We start from the raw sequence: 16,932 nt of genomic DNA on the forward strand, positions 1-16,932 counted from the left end.
ACAATATATTATCCGAAATTTCAGCAGGGATGTTTAAAGTATTAAAATTTGAAGATGTTGTGGGAACATCAAGAATAATGTATGATCCTGCTAGCAAATTCACCGTTATTTTATCAATAGTTGATAATATCGTAATAACCACATATATTGACAATGATAATACTATGCCAAATAGAGTTAAAGCCGGTCGTTGGAAACCTTCATCTTTTACTTACAGATAAAATTCCAAAATTTTGTTTAAACCGCTTGCTTTATTGCATGATTTTTGAGAGTAGTTGTGACGTTTTTCTTAGTTGCTACCACAACAACGTCATCTGAACTTTTAGCAAGAACTTTAAAGACAATGCCAGATTTGGTCCAATTCCTCATTCGTACCTTAGCCGGGGCTCTTATCAAAATAGATAACTGGAAAAAAACACCAAAAATCCCTTAGTCTCGTAATATGTAGGATCTCTGACGTTGATCCGAACGATATAGACGAGTGGAAGATAAACCAGGATAATCGGTAATGTGGCTTTGGATTAAAGTTCGATAATTTATGTGAAATTTAGGAGTGAAGAAATGAATAATTTTTATACAGCATTAACTTATGTGAATAAAAAGATTTATGAGTCGAATCACTTAACTGTAAAGTCAGTTCAAGAAGAAAAGCAAAATTCTAAGTATGGTGCTGGTACATTTCAATTATCTTCTAAAACAGTTCGATTCAGAGTTTCGAATATTACCCCTACCAAAGTAGGGCAGTTTGTTGCATTTTGGGAAAAGGACGAAAATAATCAAAATCAACCTTACTTATATGAGGAAGCCCCTGATTTATTAGTGATAACTAGCTTTAAAAATGAAAATGAGTTTGGGCAATTTATTTTTCCAAAAGAAATTCTTTTAAAACAGAACATTCTTAGGTCTACTTCAACAAGGGGCAAAATGGCAATAAGAGTTTATCCTAGCTGGGATAGTCCGAGTAGTAAACAAGCGATAAAAACTCAAAAATGGCAGTTACCCTACTTTGTTGATATGTGTATTCCGAATCAAATCCCCTTAGAAAAAGTAATAAAACTGTATACTCTTTAATCCTCCGCAATTCGGACGCGATTGTTGAAAATCATACCCAGAAAATAATCAAACATTATAAAAACTTCACGCCTGTTAACAAGAAAAGAATCCGTTTGATTATACATCCCTCGTTCTACAATCTGTTCGAATAGAGCCTCGCCTGCACCGTTTATATACGTCACAATGCCGTAGCTTTCAGATGGTAAGGATAATCCTGCCAGTATCTCCTTGCGGCGTAGCAGCGGCAATCAAGTGAGATCCTGACCTTTATACATCAAGATATCAAAGATACCGTAATAGGCCGGCAGGGTGGTTGTGAGCTTTATTATCTTGTCTTCCCGTCGGGTCTGAAAACGTCTCATGACAGCCTCGGAATCTGATACACCGTGGCTGGATCTACGCAGGCGACCTCACCGTCCAGGATCACATCGTCAGAAAGGGGAATCTGTAGTTCGGGGTACTGCCGAGTGCATTCGTGATTGTGGCGGGTATAAAGCCGTACCTTGCCGTCCTGCTGCGAGTAGATTAGCCGATGGCCGTCTATCTTTGGTTCAAATATATAATTACTGTTGCTGAATGGACCAGCAGCGGTTTGTAATAACATAGGGGATATAAACATAAAAAAACCTCCTCTATCCAATTATAGCGTTTGGCTATAAAGGATAGAGGAGGTAAGTGTTGGAATAGATTTATTTTGCTGTATATTCACTTACTTCAAAGGTGAGGATTTTATCGAAGATCACGTATTCGGTACGTTTAGCAAATGGACCTTTGTTGTTGCTATGTTTGTCAATTGCGAACTTGGCAGGACCTGTTCCGGCATCTTTAGCATCATACCATTTCAAGAATGCGTTCACCTCTTCTATTGAGAGGTCATATTCTTTCTCGATACCAGTTGTTAAAGTGATGGTGAGAATAGCGCGACTCCCAGTAGGTTCTGGTCCTGGATCAGGGTCGGTGTTTCCCTTTTCAAGTATATACTCATAGACATCAGGCGTTTGTGCTACTCTACCTCCTATTGAATACAGTCTTCCATTTAATATTCCGAGGCCCAAGCCTTCCCTTGGATTAGGTAAGGCGGGCATACTGGTCCATGTTTCTGTAGAAGGAGAAAATATAAACGATCCAAAATAACCAATAAAATAAAAGTTACCTTTATACGTTATTGATCCATAATTCCCTATATTTAATGAAGGTGAAACTGCAGAACTAGTCGTCCAAGTGTCTGAACCTGGTTCGTATACTTCTATTATATTGGTTTCTTTTGATTGGGGAGTAAACCCACCAACAATATAAATCTTATCATTAAAAATACCTATGCCATATTGACTTCTAGCTGTAGGTATATTTGTCTTCTTAGTCCACAAATTAGTTGCTGGATTGTATTCTTCCACTACCGACGTTGTAACACCGTTACTACCTGTCATCCCACCAACCACATATATTCTGCCTTTAACAGTTGCAGCTCCCATAGCCATTCTGGCTGTAGGCATCTCAGCCTTTACAGTCCATACATCATTGGTAGGGTCATATTCTTCAACAGAATTAAGAAAAGTATAGGGGATATTGTTGCCTAAGCTTTGAAATCCACCAAAAACATAAATCTTGCCGTTTGACTCTGCTAGCGCAAAGTGCTCTCTTTTGACGTGCATGCTTGCTTTTGGAATCCAAGTATCATTTTTAGGATCGTATTTATATACTTTGTCTGAAGTGGAACCTAACGACGACGAAAGACCGCCTATGCGATACATTTCTCCATTAACTGTGATGACACCCAAGTTTGTACTATCTTCAGATAACGGTTTTTTTGTTACCCATTGCGCTTCATCTGCAAGGACGTATCTTGGATCAAAAACTAGGGCGAGTAAAACAATTAATAAAACAGATTTTAAGTATTTCATTTGGTACACTCCTCATTATGTATTGTCGCTATTGACTTTACAAAACATAACAAGGATTGTCTAAACATATATGTCTATATATGTAATAAAGTGAGTGAAGGATGTTATTTTCTTTTTTTTATGCCAATTGTTTGATTCTAGTTGAAACAAAAGCCCTGTCAACCATAAGTGGTCGACGGGGCTCGTTTTTGTTTATTCTGTTGCTGTGTACTCACTTACTTCATAGGTAAGGATTTTATCAAAGACAACATAATCTTTACGTTTTTTAAAGGGGCCTTTATTGTTTGTGTGCTTGTCAATTGCATACATGCCAGGACCTCTGCCTGCATCTCGAGCATCAAACCAAGTTAGAAATGAATTAACTTCAGCGATGGGGAGATCGTACTGCTTTTCTGTGCCGTTAATCATTGTAATCGTAAGAATAGCTCGGTCACCATCTGGTTGTTCAGGTGTTACCGTTGGCTTTGGAGTCGGTGTTGCTGATGGCGTTGTTGTCGCTGACGGTGTTGGAGTTGGTACCGGTGTAGCGCTTGGTGTTGGTGTAGCTGTTGGTGTTGGCGTTGGCGTAGCTGTAGGAGTAACAGGATCATCAGTGAATACTTCTAATTCATAAATTCTATAAGTACCTAAATTAGAGATAAGATAAATTGTCCTAGCATCTGGCAAAGATAGAGCGGTTTTTGGCATATCACCACCAACTGCAGAACCTAATATACCGTTAATAGTACTTGTATTTTTTTTATAATTAAGATATAAATATGTGCCTTCACTAGTTTTCAACTGGAAATGAGTAATATTTTTATCCGTTGGAAAAGTAAAGTAAACATATGTCCCAGCCGAAATGTCTATATATGTTGATAAATCACCATCCGTCAAAAGATTAGTAGCAGTACCGCCGGTAAGAGTATTTGAGGTTGTAATATACATGGTTTTACCACTCAACAAACCACCTGTATAAGCAAATGCGGGCGAATAAGATGGTACCAAGGTAATCAGTAGAAACATAACAATTGAGGAAAGAATTAATTTGAACTTTTTGGGCACTTGAATATTCCACCTTTGTAATAAGATGAGATAAGAGTAATCGATAGGGATAATCATGTCTAAACATTTATGTCTATATCTGCAATAAAGTGAGCGACGAAGTCAAATGTTTTCTTTTTTATCCTAGTCAATGAATAAACAAACGTTTCTATTTTATCGGAGGCGATTAATCATGAAAATGAGCATCGGCCAAACCATCGAAATTATATATCTGGACAAAGCGAGGAAGATTACGTAGCGGAAAATCGAAGTGAGCGGCATCCGTGACGGACGTATCCGGGCAACCTGCCTGACTACTGGAACACCCCGTATATTTCTTGCAGCTAACATCTTGTCTTGGCAATTGGTGCAGGACCGGCGGCATGCTTGATGTACCCCGCGTAAGCTGCTGCGGATCATATCACAGTTCCGTTATCATTTCAGACGGATGCCCAACATTAAGGAGCTGGGGCGATTGAGCGGGCGACGGCCTGCGGGGATTATCAAGGCATTTAAAGTCCTGGCCGTCGAAAATTACATACAATGGAGCGTATCCAATCCTATCCAGACGGCAGTCATCCTTGAAGGCTGGGAACGTAACGTGCCGTATGATACCTCGCTGGAACGGGGCGTTCAAAACGGCAGAGAGGGGAATAACATTGATTATTGGCTATACCATTAAGGAGGGGTCACAGTGACCTAACTGGAGGGGAATGAGCGGTGAAAACCAAAATGATTATGACCCAGCTGTTGAGCAGTACGACGTAGAAGCAGCGCCACACTGTAAATAAATTATTAACAATTGAAGAGTGGTCAATGGTATGCGGCCTCATTTTGCTCCTTACATAGATACAATGGTTGGCAAGAGCCTAAAGGAGATTGAGCACTCCAGCAACATCCTTAAACGGGCCTATATGGCAGGTCAAGCCATCCAGCCCCGGATAATGCAAGATACATATCAATATGAAAAAGGCTAAAGCAACGGAATATCAGGGTATTTGGCGGATGAACAAGAGGAATTCCTGGTTTATCATAAAATATTTTGCCGTGGAAATCAGGAACGGTTTGGCATGACACGTGATGTGATGTGATGCGTACCGAAATTAGCTTAAGGCTAACTCAGTATACTGCCGATCTTGGAGGTATGCTAAAAGATTAATTCAATTGAGTAGTCCCTTGTTATTTATTGCGAGGCCTTCTCCAGTGTTCCCTGCTGGAAGCAATGAGATTGACGGGAAGGGTGCCTTAGATTTAACATATAGTTGAGAGAACTATATAGAAGAGATTTAGATTCCACCTATAATCAGATAGAGAAGGAGCCGTGGGAAATCACGTAAAAATCACATTTGTGCTTAAAATAGCTTAAAGAGGTTGTTATAGAAAAGGCCAAAAACATCAACGTTAGGACATAATAAGGTGGAGATTAGCCACGATTTTACTTCATTGATGTAATGGCTAAATCCGTGCTATAATAGCAGGAAAGTTTCTCTAAGGTCTTGAATATACTTCTGAACAATCTAATTGAACCATTGGGGGTACGTCATATGAACAAGTCCATTAACATCCAAGATACGTTCTTGAACCAACTGCGTAAAGAGAATATCCCTGCTACAGTATATTTGACCAACGGCTTTCAAATCCGGGGAATCATCAAAGCCTTCGACAACTTCACAATTGTCATCGACAGTGACGGCCGCCAGCAGATGGTGTACAAGCATGCGATTTCCACCTTTACACCACAGCGCAGCGTATCACTTATGCAGGACAATGGAAGCGAAGAATAAGATTTTACAGTCTTAAAGCGAAACCTTTTTGTTTATAAATCGTTTGAATAGAGAGTGCGAGAGAGCAACCTGTGAAGGTTGTTCTTTTCATTCGTGCACTTCATTACAGGAAAGTTCCGAGAGGGAGTCAGGAGGCAGCATGTCCAGAGACGAGATATCCAGGACGAACCGCAATAGAGACAGAGGAAGCCAGTCATCGAACTCAAATTCAAATTCTAAAGGTAAACCTAAGAAAAAGAAAAAGTTTTTAACCAAGAAGTGTGTGCTATGGACGTTGTTCTTTGCCACGGCGTTGGCGATTTTTTGTGCGTTGGGCGGTTACCTGTTCATTATGTTGAACGGGCAGAAGCTCCTGAGTGAAAACCAGGACAAATTATCGATTCATGAGACTACAAAGATTTATGACCGCAACGCAAATTTGATCGGCGAGCTGGCACTGGAGAAGAGTGAACCCGTGGAGCATGAGGATATTCCGAAGTTACTGATCGATGCGTTTGTGGCCACGGAGGATAAGCGTTTTTTTGAACACAGCGGCGTCGATCTCTGGTCGATCGGCCGAGCAGCTGTCAAGGATATAGCGGCCCGCAGTATGGTCGAAGGCGGGAGCACGATCACCCAACAACTGGCGAAGAACATCTTCCTGACACGGGACAAGACGTTTTTCCGGAAAGCGACTGAGGTTTCCATTGCCGTGGCTCTGGAGAACGAAAAAACCAAAGATGAAATTATTACGATGTATTTGAACCGCATCAACTTTGGCGGCACGATTTACGGGATCAAAGCGGCATCTATCCGTTATTTTGGTCAAAGTGATCTCAACAAACTCGACGTTTGGCAGATCGCCACCCTTGCCGCGATGCCGAAGGGGCCTTCCCGCTATAACCCGCTGCGTAATCCAGAGCTCTCGAAAGAACGTCGTGGTGTAGTACTCCAGCTGATGTATGAGCAGGGCTATATCACGAAGGAGCAGATGGACGAGGCGAAAGTGGTGGATTACAACTATAAACCGCCGGAAAGCAAACAACGGTACCAGGCCTTTATTGATTATGCTGTTGATGAAGCGGAAGAAAAATTCGGATTGACTGAAGATGATTTGAATATCGGCGGTTACAAAATCTACACGACCATGGACAAACATGCCCAGGAGACGGTAGAAAATGCTTTTGCCGACAGCGATAATTTTGAAAAGAGCGTCGACGATCAACTGGTACAGGGCTCGATGACAATCATCAACCAGGAGAATGGCAGCATTGTGGCGCTTCTTGGCGGACGGAATTATGAGAAAAAAGGCTATAGCCGGGTGGACGGCAGCCGCCGCTCACCGGGTTCATCCTTCAAGCCGCTGGTATCCTACGCACCTGCGCTGGAATCCGGGAAGTTCACGAATGATTCCATGCTCAGCAACGAGAAGCAGTGCTTTGGCACCTATTGTCCGAATAACCTGCACGGTTATTCAAAGACGATCAGCATGACAGAAGCCCTGACGAAGTCGGAGAATATCCCGGCGGTATGGCTGTTGAACGAAATCGGTGTGAATACAGGGTTCCAATTTGCCAAAAAGCTCGGGATTAACCTAAAGGATGAGGACAAAAACCTTTCCTTGGCTCTAGGCGGGATGAGCGAGGGCACGAACACCATGGAAATGGCTCAGGCCTACAGTGCCTTTGCCAATGGCGGTGATCTGCGTGAGGCATATTCGATTAAATCGATTACGAATAGCGATGGAGACACCGTCTATAAGGCCAATACCAAGCCTGAACGGGTGATGAGTGAGGATACGGCCTACCAGATGACTGAAATGATGCAGAAGGTTGTAGAAGACGGGACGGGGAAAAAAGCCAGAATCAACCGTCCTGTAGCTGGTAAAACCGGTACAACACAAAGCGGATACGAGGGTATCAGCTCGAACAGAGATGTATGGTTTGTCGGATATACTCCGGAATGGACCGCTGCAGTTTGGATGGGCTATGACAAACCAAGCAAAACCCATCTGTTGAAGAACAGCAGTCCGCTAGCTGCTGCATTCTGGGGCAAAGTGATGGAGGAAGCACTGAAGGGCGTACCTAATAAGTCGTTCCCGAAACCTGAAGGCGTGAGTGACCCTGAACCAACGGCAACACCGGAAACGGCGCAGCCTGTAGGCGGTCTGAAGGCAGCTTATGACGCTTCTACGATGACGGTCAACCTTAGCTGGGAGCCTGCACCGGTAAAAGGTGTGGAATACCGGATTTACCGCCGTGAGACGTCGGAAGCAGAGTTCAGCCCGCTGCTGAATACGGTCTCGTCCAGTGTCGGAGATATCAGTGCGATGCCTGGATTGACCTACGAATATTACGTCACGGCTTATTATCCGGAACTGGATGTGGAGAGCGAGCCTTCTGCTACCGTCACTGTTGAGGTTCAGGATGAGCCGCCGACACAGGAGCCGGAAGCGACGATAGATCCGAACCTTCCAACAGATGAGACGGGCAATGGCGGTAATAACGGCAATGGCCAAGACAATGGCAATCCTAATGGAAACAACGGGAACGGTAATGGGAATGGTGCAGGAAACGGAGAAAATCCCGGTAACGGAAATGGCAACGGCGGAGGTGCACCATCCGATTCTCCCCAAGCCACGTCCACTCCGCCACCAGTTACTACAGCTCCTACCGATCCTGCTGTAACCACTGGAGCAGGCGGCAATGCCGGTACAGAGGGTGGTGCGGTTCCTACCACCGACCCGGCTGCAGGATTAGCGAATGAGGGTAGTGTTCCGCAGTAGATTTTGCTAATTCTATAATGTATGATCCAACTGCCCCGGCAGCTGAGAATCTCGCCTATGAAGCAGAGATTCCGGCTGACGGGGTTTTTGTCTTGTTTTTGATCAATAACGGCTACCGGAATTTCAAGGGATGTTTTGAGTGTATCTTGCAAATGTGTTAAGCTGAATACACCATTTCTTGAGAGGGTCATTCATATGAAACGTAAATTCGGAGACCGGGCCAACTGGCGCCGGATTACGCGCCGCCATTTTGCCTGCCGCTATGTAGAGAGCCGGGAATTCAGCGGATACATCACACTATATACGATTTATGGGTTGAAGGAACCGCTATGGAAGAGCTACGGCAAGCATACATACCGTATAGCAGACAAAGGGTACTCATGGCTGCAGTATTTTCCAAAAGACAGCCATTATATTGTGACGGCTATGTTCGACGAACGGCAAAACATCGTACAGTGGTATATTGATACCTGCAAAGTACAAGGAGTCACCGACCAGGGGGTGCCGTGGTTCGATGATCTTTATCTGGATGTAGTGGTGCTGTGGAACGGAGAGGTGTTTCTGCTCGATGAAGACGAGCTGGAGGAGGCGCTGGAACGGGAGGACATTACAGACAGCGACTATAATTTAGCCTGGGCTACAGCAAACAATATTCTTCGCAGCATAGATGCTCATGCTTTTCCCTATTTTTCCCTCTCCTTGAAGCATCGTGCCGAATTGTTCCATCACGGAGAATTCAGGAGGAAATAACAATGGATTGGTATGTCTATCAAAGAGGCTCTTCCCCGATACGCAAGGTATCCCGCAAAGGACAACGTTTTCGGCTGAAACGAAATCTGTTCATTCTTCTGGTCATTTGTGCCGTTGCTGGACTTCTATGGTGTGCGTCGGTCCTAGGCAGAATCAACAGTGGCGTCACGACGAATCCGATGCAGAAAGCAGATGCTGGCATTATTCTAGGTATGGCCATGTGGGGAGATGAACCTAGTCCAGGACTAAAGGAACGGCTTGACTATGGGCTTGGACTCTACCGGGAAGGCAAGTTCACCCGTTTTATCGTGTCCGGTGGTCTGGATAAGGCTGACTATAAATATACTGAGGCCGAAGGAATGAAGAACTACCTGGTAGGGAAGGGTGTGCCTGAGAGGGCTATCCTTTTGGAAAACAAGTCTACCAGCACTTATGAGAATCTCCAGTTCAGTCAAAGGGTTATGCAATCAGAAGGATTAAAGACAGCTATTATTATTACGCATACATTTCATGGCCAGCGCGCATTTGAAATTGCCAAAGAGCTGAATTATTCCCGTCCTGAACTGGGATTGACCGATTCCAAGGTCATGTCGATGTTCAAATACAAAACCCGTGAGATTCTGGCTTATACGAAATGGAAGATGCAGCAACTTTTTCTGTGAAAAAGCAATCCCCATGCCAGACTGCCGTTATCTGATCAGTTAATTTGTCCTTAAGTTCCTGAAACTGCTAATAAGACCTCGTGAACCGGAATAGACTTGATAAAGGATATAGAAAAAGTCAGCCCTGGATAATGAGGTGAACTAGGTGAACGGACGCGTAGCGGCGGCAAATGGACGGGAGGAAGGCAGACCGTCACGTCAAATTAATATTGTGCTGCGGAATCAGGAGACGCCAGCAGTGGCCCACGCTGCTGCAGACAGTATCGCTCAGGCTGCGGTCCCCAAAAATAATGGACACAGCGAATTGTTTCAGGAGCTCAGCCGGGAGCTGGACGCACTCGTAGGCCTGGATAATATCAAGGAACTGGTGTTCGAGATATATGCACTGCTTCAGATTGCGCGGATGCGCAGTGATGCGGGACTTGCCAGCGGGAGTCAGGCCTATCATATGGTCTTCAAAGGTAATCCTGGAACCGGAAAGACTACAGTAGCCAGGATTGTCGCCAAGCTGTTTCAGCGGATGGGCGTTCTGAGCAAAGGCCATCTGATTGAAGTAGAGAGAGCGGATCTTGTAGGCGAATATATCGGACACACAGCCCAGAAGACAAGAGACCTGGTGAAAAAGGCGCTCGGAGGCATACTTTTTATTGATGAAGCTTACAGTCTAGCCCGTGGCGGAGATAAGGATTTTGGCAAAGAAGCGATTGACACTCTGGTTAAATCCATGGAGGATCACCGCAGTCAATTTGTGCTGATTCTAGCCGGTTATTCCAGCGAGATCGATTATTTCCTAATGAGTAATCCCGGTCTGCCCTCCAGATTTCCTATTCAGGTGGAATTTCCGGACTACACTATAGACCAATTGCTGCAGATTGCTGAACTGATGTCCAAAGAGCGCGATTATATTCTGATGCCTCAGGCCATACTCAAACTAAAGCAGCATCTGCTGCTGGAGAAGACGGAGAGTCTCCATGCCTTCAGCAATGCGCGGTATGTCCGCAACTCTATTGAAAAGGCTGTACGTGCCCAAGCGGTTCGGCTCCTGAATCAATATGAGAGCAACAGCCCGGGAAAGCAGGAACTGATGACACTCCGCATCGAAGACTTCAAATTGTAGGGACAATATACACCACGGATGATACACAACTTATGTGTACAAGGACAAGGAGCATGACATTCATGGCAATCACCACCCACGATACAGAAACAGAAGTACAGGACCGGGCTATTCTGGTAAGTCTGGTTACTGACAAAATCAAGCGCACAGGCATCGACCCCGAGCTGTCTCTTCAGGAGCTGGTTCAGTTGGCAGAGACTGCCGGAGTGCTGGTGCTCGACGTGCTGCGCCAGAACAAGGAGACTCCCGATTCCAAGTGGTTTATCGGCAAGGGGAAGGTAGAAGAGCTGCGGATGGCCGCTGATGGTCTCGGGGCGAATACGGCTATCTTTGACCAAGAGCTTTCCGGAGCACAAGTACGTAATCTCGAGGAAGCTCTGGATCTAAAAATCATTGATCGAACCCAGTTGATCCTGGATATTTTCGCTGGCCGGGCCAAAACACGTGAAGGCATCATTCAAGTAGAGCTGGCACAGCTCTCTTATTTGCTGCCCCGTTTATCCGGCCATGGTAAGAATCTGTCCAGGCTTGGCGGGGGAATCGGAACCAGAGGTCCGGGCGAAAGCAAGCTGGAAACAGACCGCCGTCATATCCGTGACCGGATCACTGAACTGAAACGCCAGCTGGACGAAGTAGTCAAGACGCGTGAACTTCACCGGGAACGGCGCCGCAAGAGCGGCGCTGTCCAGGTTGCGCTGGTCGGTTATACCAATGCCGGGAAGTCTACACTCTTGAAGCAGCTTACCGATGCGGATGTCTATATTGAAAATCAGCTGTTTGCTACCCTCGACCCTACTTCACGTGTTCTTCAGCTGCCTGCAGGCAAAGAAGTCGTCTTGACTGACACCGTAGGATTCATTCAGAACTTGCCGCATGATTTGGTAGCCTCCTTCCGTGCAACTCTAGAGGAGGTCAATGAAGCCAATCTGGTACTGCATGTGGTGGATGCTTCTTCTCCCATGAGGCAGGAGCAGATGGATGTAGTGCAATCTATTCTCCAGGACCTTGGGGCTGCCGGGAAACCGCAAATTGTACTCTTCAACAAAAGTGACATTTGCCAGCCTGAACAACTGCAGATGCTGCCTTCGGGTCCTGGCTATCTGAAGATCAGCGCCTTTAACCCGGAAGATCTGACCCGGATCACAGAAGTTATAGTCGATGAGCTTGCCGGCGATACACTAACCTTCCGTATCCCCGGAGACCGAGGAGATCTCTCATCGCTGCTCTACCGTGTAGGAGAGGTGCTTGAGCAGAGCTTTGAAGAAAATGATGTGCTGTACAACGTGCGTCTCAATAAAGAGGATTACGGAAAATGGAGTTACAAGCTTGCGGAATACGTAGAGCAGGAGTAGCCGGAATTAGGTGAATTCAAGGCATGACTTCGGAAACGGCGGATATCCAGCCGTTTCTTCTTGCTGGTCAAAACTGTTTATGAGCAAAGTAATAGATTGAAATAAGGAGAGAACAAAAGGTATGGCAGTTTTTGCAGAGGATATCATACAGGCGGCAGAGGCCGCAGAGCTCGAAATTGAAAGTGCAGTGAAGGTACTTGACCGGATTGTGGATCATAATCAGTGGAAGGTGATCGAAGCCTTTCAGCGGCAGCAGGTGAGTGATTTCCATTTTGCCGGCTCTACCGGATATGCCTATAACGATCGCGGGAGAGAAGTGCTGGATTTGGTCTATGCTGACGTGTTCGGGGCCGAAGCGGCGCTGGTACGCCCGCATTTCGCCTCCGGTACACATACAATCTCAACCGCACTCTTTGGTGTACTGCGGCCCGGAGATGAACTGCTGTATATTACGGGACGTCCTTATGATACGTTGCACAAGGTAGTCGGCAAACCGGGAGACGGGACAGGCTCGCTGGCCGATTTCGGAATTGGATATCGTGAAACGGCGTTAACGGCTGAAGGGAAGATCGATTGGGAAGAGGTAAAACTGGCTGTCAACGAAAAGACCAAAGTTATCGGTATTCAGCGTTCACGCGGTTATGACTGGCGTTCTTCATTCACAGTTGCTGAAATCGGCGAAATGGTGGAACGGGTCAAATCAATCAAACCTGACGTCATTGTATTTGTGGATAACTGCTATGGCGAATTCACGGAAAAGCTTGAGCCGCCTCAGGTTGGGGCTGATCTCGTAGCGGGTTCGCTCATTAAAAATCCCGGTGGTGGAATCGCGGAAACCGGCGGGTACATCTGCGGCCGTCAAGATCTTGTGGAATTGGCAGCATACCGGCTAACTGCGCCGGGGATTGGCGGGGAAGTAGGTGCCATGCTGGGAACGACACGCGGGCTCTACCAGGGACTGTTTATGGCCCCGCATACCGTTGGTCAAGCTGTCAAAGGCAGTATCTTTGCAGCTGCCGTGTTTCAGCGTTGCGGCTTTACAACTAAGCCGGCATGGCATGAGCCGCGTACGGATCTGATCCAGGCGGTGGCTTTTGATGGACCAGAGCATTTGATTGCCTTTGTACAGGGCATTCAGCGTGCTGCGGCTGTAGACAGTCATGTGGTTCCCGAACCGTGGGATATGCCCGGTTATGAGCATCCTGTGATCATGGCGGCAGGTACCTTCATACAGGGTGGCAGCTTGGAGTTATCAGCAGATGCCCCCATACGGGCTCCGTATATCGGATATATGCAAGGCGGATTAACTTATTCTCATGTAAAGTTCGGAGTTTTGATGGCACTGCAGAGTATGAGAGAACATAAATTACTGTAAAAATTACACAATTTAGATTTACATAATCCCCCAAATCTAATATGCTTGAATCAGTGTTCGGGCAGACATGAAGAATCCCTACTTCAATCCTGGTGGGGGTTTTCATTTTATACATAAGAAAGAAGAGGTGAACAATGGTAACCCAACAACCTGGTTTCTTCTTTGCAGGAGGATTGAACGTAATGCTATTTTTGTTTTGGCTGGTTTGTATCGGACTGGGGATTTATGCATTTGTTTTGTTTGTGAAGCTGGCCCGTAGAGGAATTACGGCTCTGGACTTGTACAATTATGCAAAGAACCGTGAAATCCGGGAACGCTATGAGTCGGTACATAAAGACGATCAGTTATAGGCTATTCTTAATGAATCATACTTTGCAGCGTGTTGACCTTAGCAGTTCTATAGCATTGCTCATCAGCTTCGGCTGGTGGGCTTTTTTTGGGTCACGGAGAGTTCCAGCTTTTGCTTGTGGATTGTTCTCTGTGATATACTTCGGAGGTCATGTTATGTTTTTAGCTTACATTCACTTCACTTGAAATCTTAAGGCTACATAAAATCTTGTGAGAATATCTTACACACCATTGACACGCCAAATAAGGAAATGTACAATGAGATGAGAAAAAGATCATTGGAAGGTTGGATGAGTCATGGGTGATGAAATCCGCAGAAATATGGCATTATTTCCTATAGGAATCGTAATGAAGTTGACTGATTTATCTGCAAGACAAATTCGTTATTATGAGCAGCACAGTCTGATCGTGCCCGCGCGCACATCCGGCAATCAGCGTTTGTTCTCATTCAATGATGTAGAACGCCTGTTAGAGATCAAAGCATTGATCGAGAAGGGGGTAAATATCGCCGGCATTAAGCAGGTGATGAACCCTGTATCGAAGGAATCGGAAGAAGCTACGGTCATTACCCCTGACACAGAGGTTAGACGTAGAGAACTGTCTGATTCACAGCTGCACCGTTTATTGAAGCAGGAACTGGTTTCCGGTAAAAGACCGGGACAAGTATCTCTTATTCAAGGTGAGCTATCCCGGTTTTTTAATAAATAATACAAAGAGACTTGAAAGGGAGAGGGTAAAGTGAGCTTTTCAAAAGATGATATCCTGCGTATTGCAAAGGAAGAAAATGTCCGTTTTATTCGTCTGCAATTTACCGACCTGCTCGGTACGATTAAAAATGTAGAAATTCCCGTTAGCCAGCTGGAAAAGGCGCTGGACAACAAAATGATGTTCGATGGTTCTTCCATCGAAGGTTATGTAAGAATCGAAGAATCTGACATGTACCTCTTTCCTGACCTCAGTACATGGGTGATCTTCCCTTGGTTTGCAGAAAACCGGGTTGCACGTTTGATTTGTGATGTGTACATGCCTGACGGTACGCCATTTGCAGGAGACCCGCGTGGAATTCTCAAACGCTGCCTGCAGGAAGCTGAAGAAATGGGCTTTACAGCCATGAATGTAGGACCAGAGCCGGAGTTCTTCCTGTTCAGAACAGACGAGAAGGGCAATCCGACAACCGAATTGAATGACCAGGGTGGATATTTTGATTTGGCGCCGACCGATCTTGGGGAGAACTGCCGCCGCGAAATCGTATTGACACTGGAAGAAATGGGCTTTGAAATTGAAGCTTCCCATCATGAAGTAGCTTACGGCCAGCATGAGATTGACTTCAAATATGCAGATGCCATCAAGGCTGCCGACCAAATTCAAACCTTTAAGCTCGTTGTGAAGACGGTTGCCCGTCAACATGGCCTGCATGCTACTTTTATGCCCAAGCCGCTTTTTGGTATGAATGGATCCGGGATGCATGCGCACCAATCCCTGTTCAAGGGCAGTGAAAATATGTTCTACGACGAGAGCGATACTCTTGGGCTTAGCAAAACTGCTCGTTATTACATGGCAGGTATCCTGAAGCATGCCCGTGCTTTTGCAGCCATCACGAACCCGACAGTGAATTCTTACAAACGTCTTGTGCCCGGCTATGAAGCCCCTTGCTACGTAGCTTGGTCTGCAAGCAACCGCAGTCCAATGATCCGTATCCCGGCTTCTAGAGGACTCAGCACACGTATTGAAGTTCGTAACCCGGACCCTGCAGCTAACCCTTACCTGGCACTTGCTGTAATGTTGAAGGCAGGTCTAGACGGTATTAAGCGCCAGCTCGATCTTCCTGCTCCCATCGACCGTAACATCTATGTGATGTCTGAGGAAGAGCGGATTGAAGAAGGAATTCCTAGTCTGCCATCCGATCTGAAGGAAGCGTTAAGCGAAATGATCCGCAGCCATGTTATCACTGAAGCCCTTGGTGAACATGCACTGGCTCACTTCTATGAACTGAAAGAGATCGAATGGGATATCTACCGCACACAAGTACACGAATGGGAAAGAGATCAGTACATGACTCTTTACTAGGATGAAGCAGCCCTTGGCGCCGTTGGCGTTGAGGGTTTTTTTGTGTGGGCGTGGGCGCTATTCGAGGATAGATCTTATGTGGGCTTCATACTTCTCCATACTGCTTTCTTCAATCTTCTTGGAAACGTGAGAATACACATCTGCCGTAATTCTCATGCTGCCGTGTCCCAAACGTTCTTGTACATACTTTATATCATTATCGGCTTCCAGGAGCAGTACGGCGTGGGTATGCCGTAAGGAGTGGATCGGCATAGACGGAAGACCTGCGCGTTTCAAAATACGCGAAAAGGAATTGAAAAGAGAAGACTTTGGCATGAAGTTCCCGTCGTCCCGACAAAGGACCACGTTTAAATTATGCTTGTAGGAGCCCTTCCAGGCCAATTTATTTTGATTCTGATATTTTAGAGGCCCTGAAATTGAGCCGCATCTTGCTGGATCTGCTTAGTTTCGTTTTGTTTTTTTACCATAAGGTCATCCACCTCATCCTGATATTGGCGAACCCAGTTTCCAAGGGTCTTGGGAGAGAGGCCATGCTTCCGGGCTACCACCTCTATGCTCGAAGTAAAGATGATCGTATATAAAGGTGACGGGCCTGCAATAATAATTACGAGAAAGTTGCCGGATTACTTCTGCGGCTCTTTCTTTAGTTTTTCTCTATTTGTGCTAAAAATTAATATAGGAATCATCTCCCATTCATCGTATTATAAAACAATATAAATCTGGGGGAGAAAAAGAA

The 16,932-nt window shown here is 45.5% G+C and carries 17 protein-coding genes and 1 pseudogene; 13 read left to right on the forward strand and 5 right to left on the reverse strand.

The genetic code is table 11. The features are described from left to right. On the forward strand, positions 1–221 hold a 221-nt coding region (locus tag A3842_RS32840), incomplete at its 5' end, for a hypothetical protein (protein ID WP_218618646.1). Positions 222–561: 340 nt separating this feature from the next. Continuing rightward, positions 562–1,071: a MepB family protein gene (locus A3842_RS02740; RefSeq protein ID WP_074100349.1), complete on the forward strand. Its 510-nt coding sequence runs from the start codon at positions 562–564 to the stop codon at positions 1,069–1,071. Positions 1,072–1,411: 340 nt separating this feature from the next. Here A3842_RS02740 and A3842_RS33145 read toward each other — a convergent pair whose 3' ends face one another. The 3 genes from A3842_RS33145 to A3842_RS32325 form a co-directional block, all read right to left on the reverse strand. After that, entirely contained in the window at positions 1,412–1,672 is a 261-nt protein-coding gene (locus A3842_RS33145; protein WP_074100351.1) for an ATP-dependent DNA ligase, read from the reverse strand. A 70-nt stretch (positions 1,673–1,742) separates the two neighbouring features. Then, on the reverse strand, positions 1,743–2,954 hold the full coding sequence (locus tag A3842_RS02755; protein ID WP_074100352.1) for a Kelch repeat-containing protein: 1,212 nt from the start codon (positions 2,952–2,954) through the stop codon (positions 1,743–1,745). Between the two features lie 192 nt (positions 2,955–3,146). Continuing rightward, positions 3,147–3,998 carry a hypothetical protein gene (locus A3842_RS32325; protein ID WP_178382280.1) on the reverse strand — a complete coding sequence of 284 codons (852 nt, stop codon included), beginning with the start codon at positions 3,996–3,998 and terminating at the stop codon, positions 3,147–3,149. Between the two features lie 454 nt (positions 3,999–4,452). On the opposite strand from A3842_RS32325, the gene A3842_RS02770 reads away from it, so the two are divergent. From A3842_RS02770 to glnA, 11 genes are all read left to right on the forward strand, one after another. Then, positions 4,453–4,659, forward strand: a complete 207-nt coding sequence (locus tag A3842_RS02770) for a hypothetical protein (protein ID WP_083609449.1) — start codon at positions 4,453–4,455, stop codon at positions 4,657–4,659. A gap of 862 nt (positions 4,660–5,521) precedes the next feature. Next, entirely contained in the window at positions 5,522–5,761 is a 240-nt protein-coding gene (gene hfq / locus A3842_RS02775) for an RNA chaperone Hfq (protein WP_025703341.1), read from the forward strand. A 139-nt stretch (positions 5,762–5,900) separates the two neighbouring features. Further along, on the forward strand, positions 5,901–8,525 hold the full coding sequence (locus tag A3842_RS02780; protein ID WP_074100354.1) for a transglycosylase domain-containing protein: 2,625 nt from the start codon (positions 5,901–5,903) through the stop codon (positions 8,523–8,525). Positions 8,526–8,720: 195 nt separating this feature from the next. Further along, the gene (locus A3842_RS02785) at positions 8,721–9,275 is read left to right on the forward strand and encodes a ribonuclease FAU-1 family protein (RefSeq protein ID WP_074087136.1); all 555 of its coding nucleotides are present in this window, start codon (positions 8,721–8,723) and stop codon (positions 9,273–9,275) included. Between the two features lie 2 nt (positions 9,276–9,277). Then, on the forward strand, positions 9,278–9,937 hold the full coding sequence (locus A3842_RS02790; protein WP_074100355.1) for a YdcF family protein: 660 nt from the start codon (positions 9,278–9,280) through the stop codon (positions 9,935–9,937). A 145-nt stretch (positions 9,938–10,082) separates the two neighbouring features. Continuing rightward, on the forward strand, positions 10,083–11,054 hold the full coding sequence (locus A3842_RS02795; RefSeq protein ID WP_074087139.1) for an AAA family ATPase: 972 nt from the start codon (positions 10,083–10,085) through the stop codon (positions 11,052–11,054). A 62-nt stretch (positions 11,055–11,116) separates the two neighbouring features. Next, a complete protein-coding gene (hflX, locus tag A3842_RS02800) occupies positions 11,117–12,406 on the forward strand; it encodes a GTPase HflX (RefSeq protein ID WP_074087140.1) in 1,290 nt (429 codons plus the stop codon). Positions 12,407–12,527: 121 nt separating this feature from the next. Beyond that, on the forward strand, positions 12,528–13,781 hold the full coding sequence (locus tag A3842_RS02805) for a methionine gamma-lyase family protein (protein WP_074100356.1): 1,254 nt from the start codon (positions 12,528–12,530) through the stop codon (positions 13,779–13,781). Positions 13,782–13,963: 182 nt separating this feature from the next. After that, positions 13,964–14,131 (forward strand): hypothetical protein, encoded by a 168-nt coding sequence (locus A3842_RS31415; RefSeq protein WP_256701457.1) that lies wholly within the window; start codon positions 13,964–13,966, stop codon positions 14,129–14,131. 295 nt (positions 14,132–14,426) lie between these two features. Then, positions 14,427–14,837 (forward strand): MerR family transcriptional regulator, encoded by a 411-nt coding sequence (locus A3842_RS02810; protein WP_019910684.1) that lies wholly within the window; start codon positions 14,427–14,429, stop codon positions 14,835–14,837. Between the two features lie 30 nt (positions 14,838–14,867). Beyond that, on the forward strand, positions 14,868–16,196 hold the full coding sequence (gene glnA / locus A3842_RS02815; RefSeq protein ID WP_074087142.1) for a type I glutamate--ammonia ligase: 1,329 nt from the start codon (positions 14,868–14,870) through the stop codon (positions 16,194–16,196). 57 nt (positions 16,197–16,253) lie between these two features. Here the strand turns inward: glnA and A3842_RS02820 are convergent. Continuing rightward, positions 16,254–16,598, reverse strand: a pseudogene (locus A3842_RS02820) (tyrosine-type recombinase/integrase); the annotation flags it as partial. Further along, entirely contained in the window at positions 16,598–16,744 is a 147-nt protein-coding gene (locus tag A3842_RS02825; RefSeq protein WP_178382281.1) for a transposase, read from the reverse strand. The gene A3842_RS02825 and the pseudogene A3842_RS02820, both read right to left, overlap by 1 nt. Positions 16,745–16,932 lie beyond the last annotated feature (188 nt).

The organism is Paenibacillus sp. P3E (assembly GCF_001909045.1).
Taxonomy (GTDB): Bacteria; Bacillota; Bacilli; order Paenibacillales; family Paenibacillaceae; genus Paenibacillus_AQ; species Paenibacillus_AQ helianthi.

Excerpts from the sequence above, each read along its gene's own strand:
- A3842_RS02740 (WP_074100349.1), top strand. The coding sequence starts at position 562 with ATGAATAATTTTTATACAGCATTAACTTATGTGAATAAAAAGATTTAT.
- A3842_RS33145 (WP_074100351.1), bottom strand. The coding sequence starts at position 1,672 with ATGTTTATATCCCCTATGTTATTACAAACCGCTGCTGGTCCATTCAGC.
- A3842_RS02755 (WP_074100352.1), bottom strand. The coding sequence starts at position 2,954 with ATGAAATACTTAAAATCTGTTTTATTAATTGTTTTACTCGCCCTAGTT.
- hfq (WP_025703341.1), top strand. The coding sequence starts at position 5,522 with ATGAACAAGTCCATTAACATCCAAGATACGTTCTTGAACCAACTGCGT.
- A3842_RS02780 (WP_074100354.1), top strand. The coding sequence starts at position 5,901 with ATGTCCAGAGACGAGATATCCAGGACGAACCGCAATAGAGACAGAGGA.
- A3842_RS02785 (WP_074087136.1), top strand. The coding sequence starts at position 8,721 with ATGAAACGTAAATTCGGAGACCGGGCCAACTGGCGCCGGATTACGCGC.
- A3842_RS02790 (WP_074100355.1), top strand. The coding sequence starts at position 9,278 with ATGGATTGGTATGTCTATCAAAGAGGCTCTTCCCCGATACGCAAGGTA.
- hflX (WP_074087140.1), top strand. The coding sequence starts at position 11,117 with ATGGCAATCACCACCCACGATACAGAAACAGAAGTACAGGACCGGGCT.
- A3842_RS02805 (WP_074100356.1), top strand. The coding sequence starts at position 12,528 with ATGGCAGTTTTTGCAGAGGATATCATACAGGCGGCAGAGGCCGCAGAG.
- A3842_RS31415 (WP_256701457.1), top strand. The coding sequence starts at position 13,964 with ATGCTATTTTTGTTTTGGCTGGTTTGTATCGGACTGGGGATTTATGCA.
- A3842_RS02810 (WP_019910684.1), top strand. The coding sequence starts at position 14,427 with ATGGGTGATGAAATCCGCAGAAATATGGCATTATTTCCTATAGGAATC.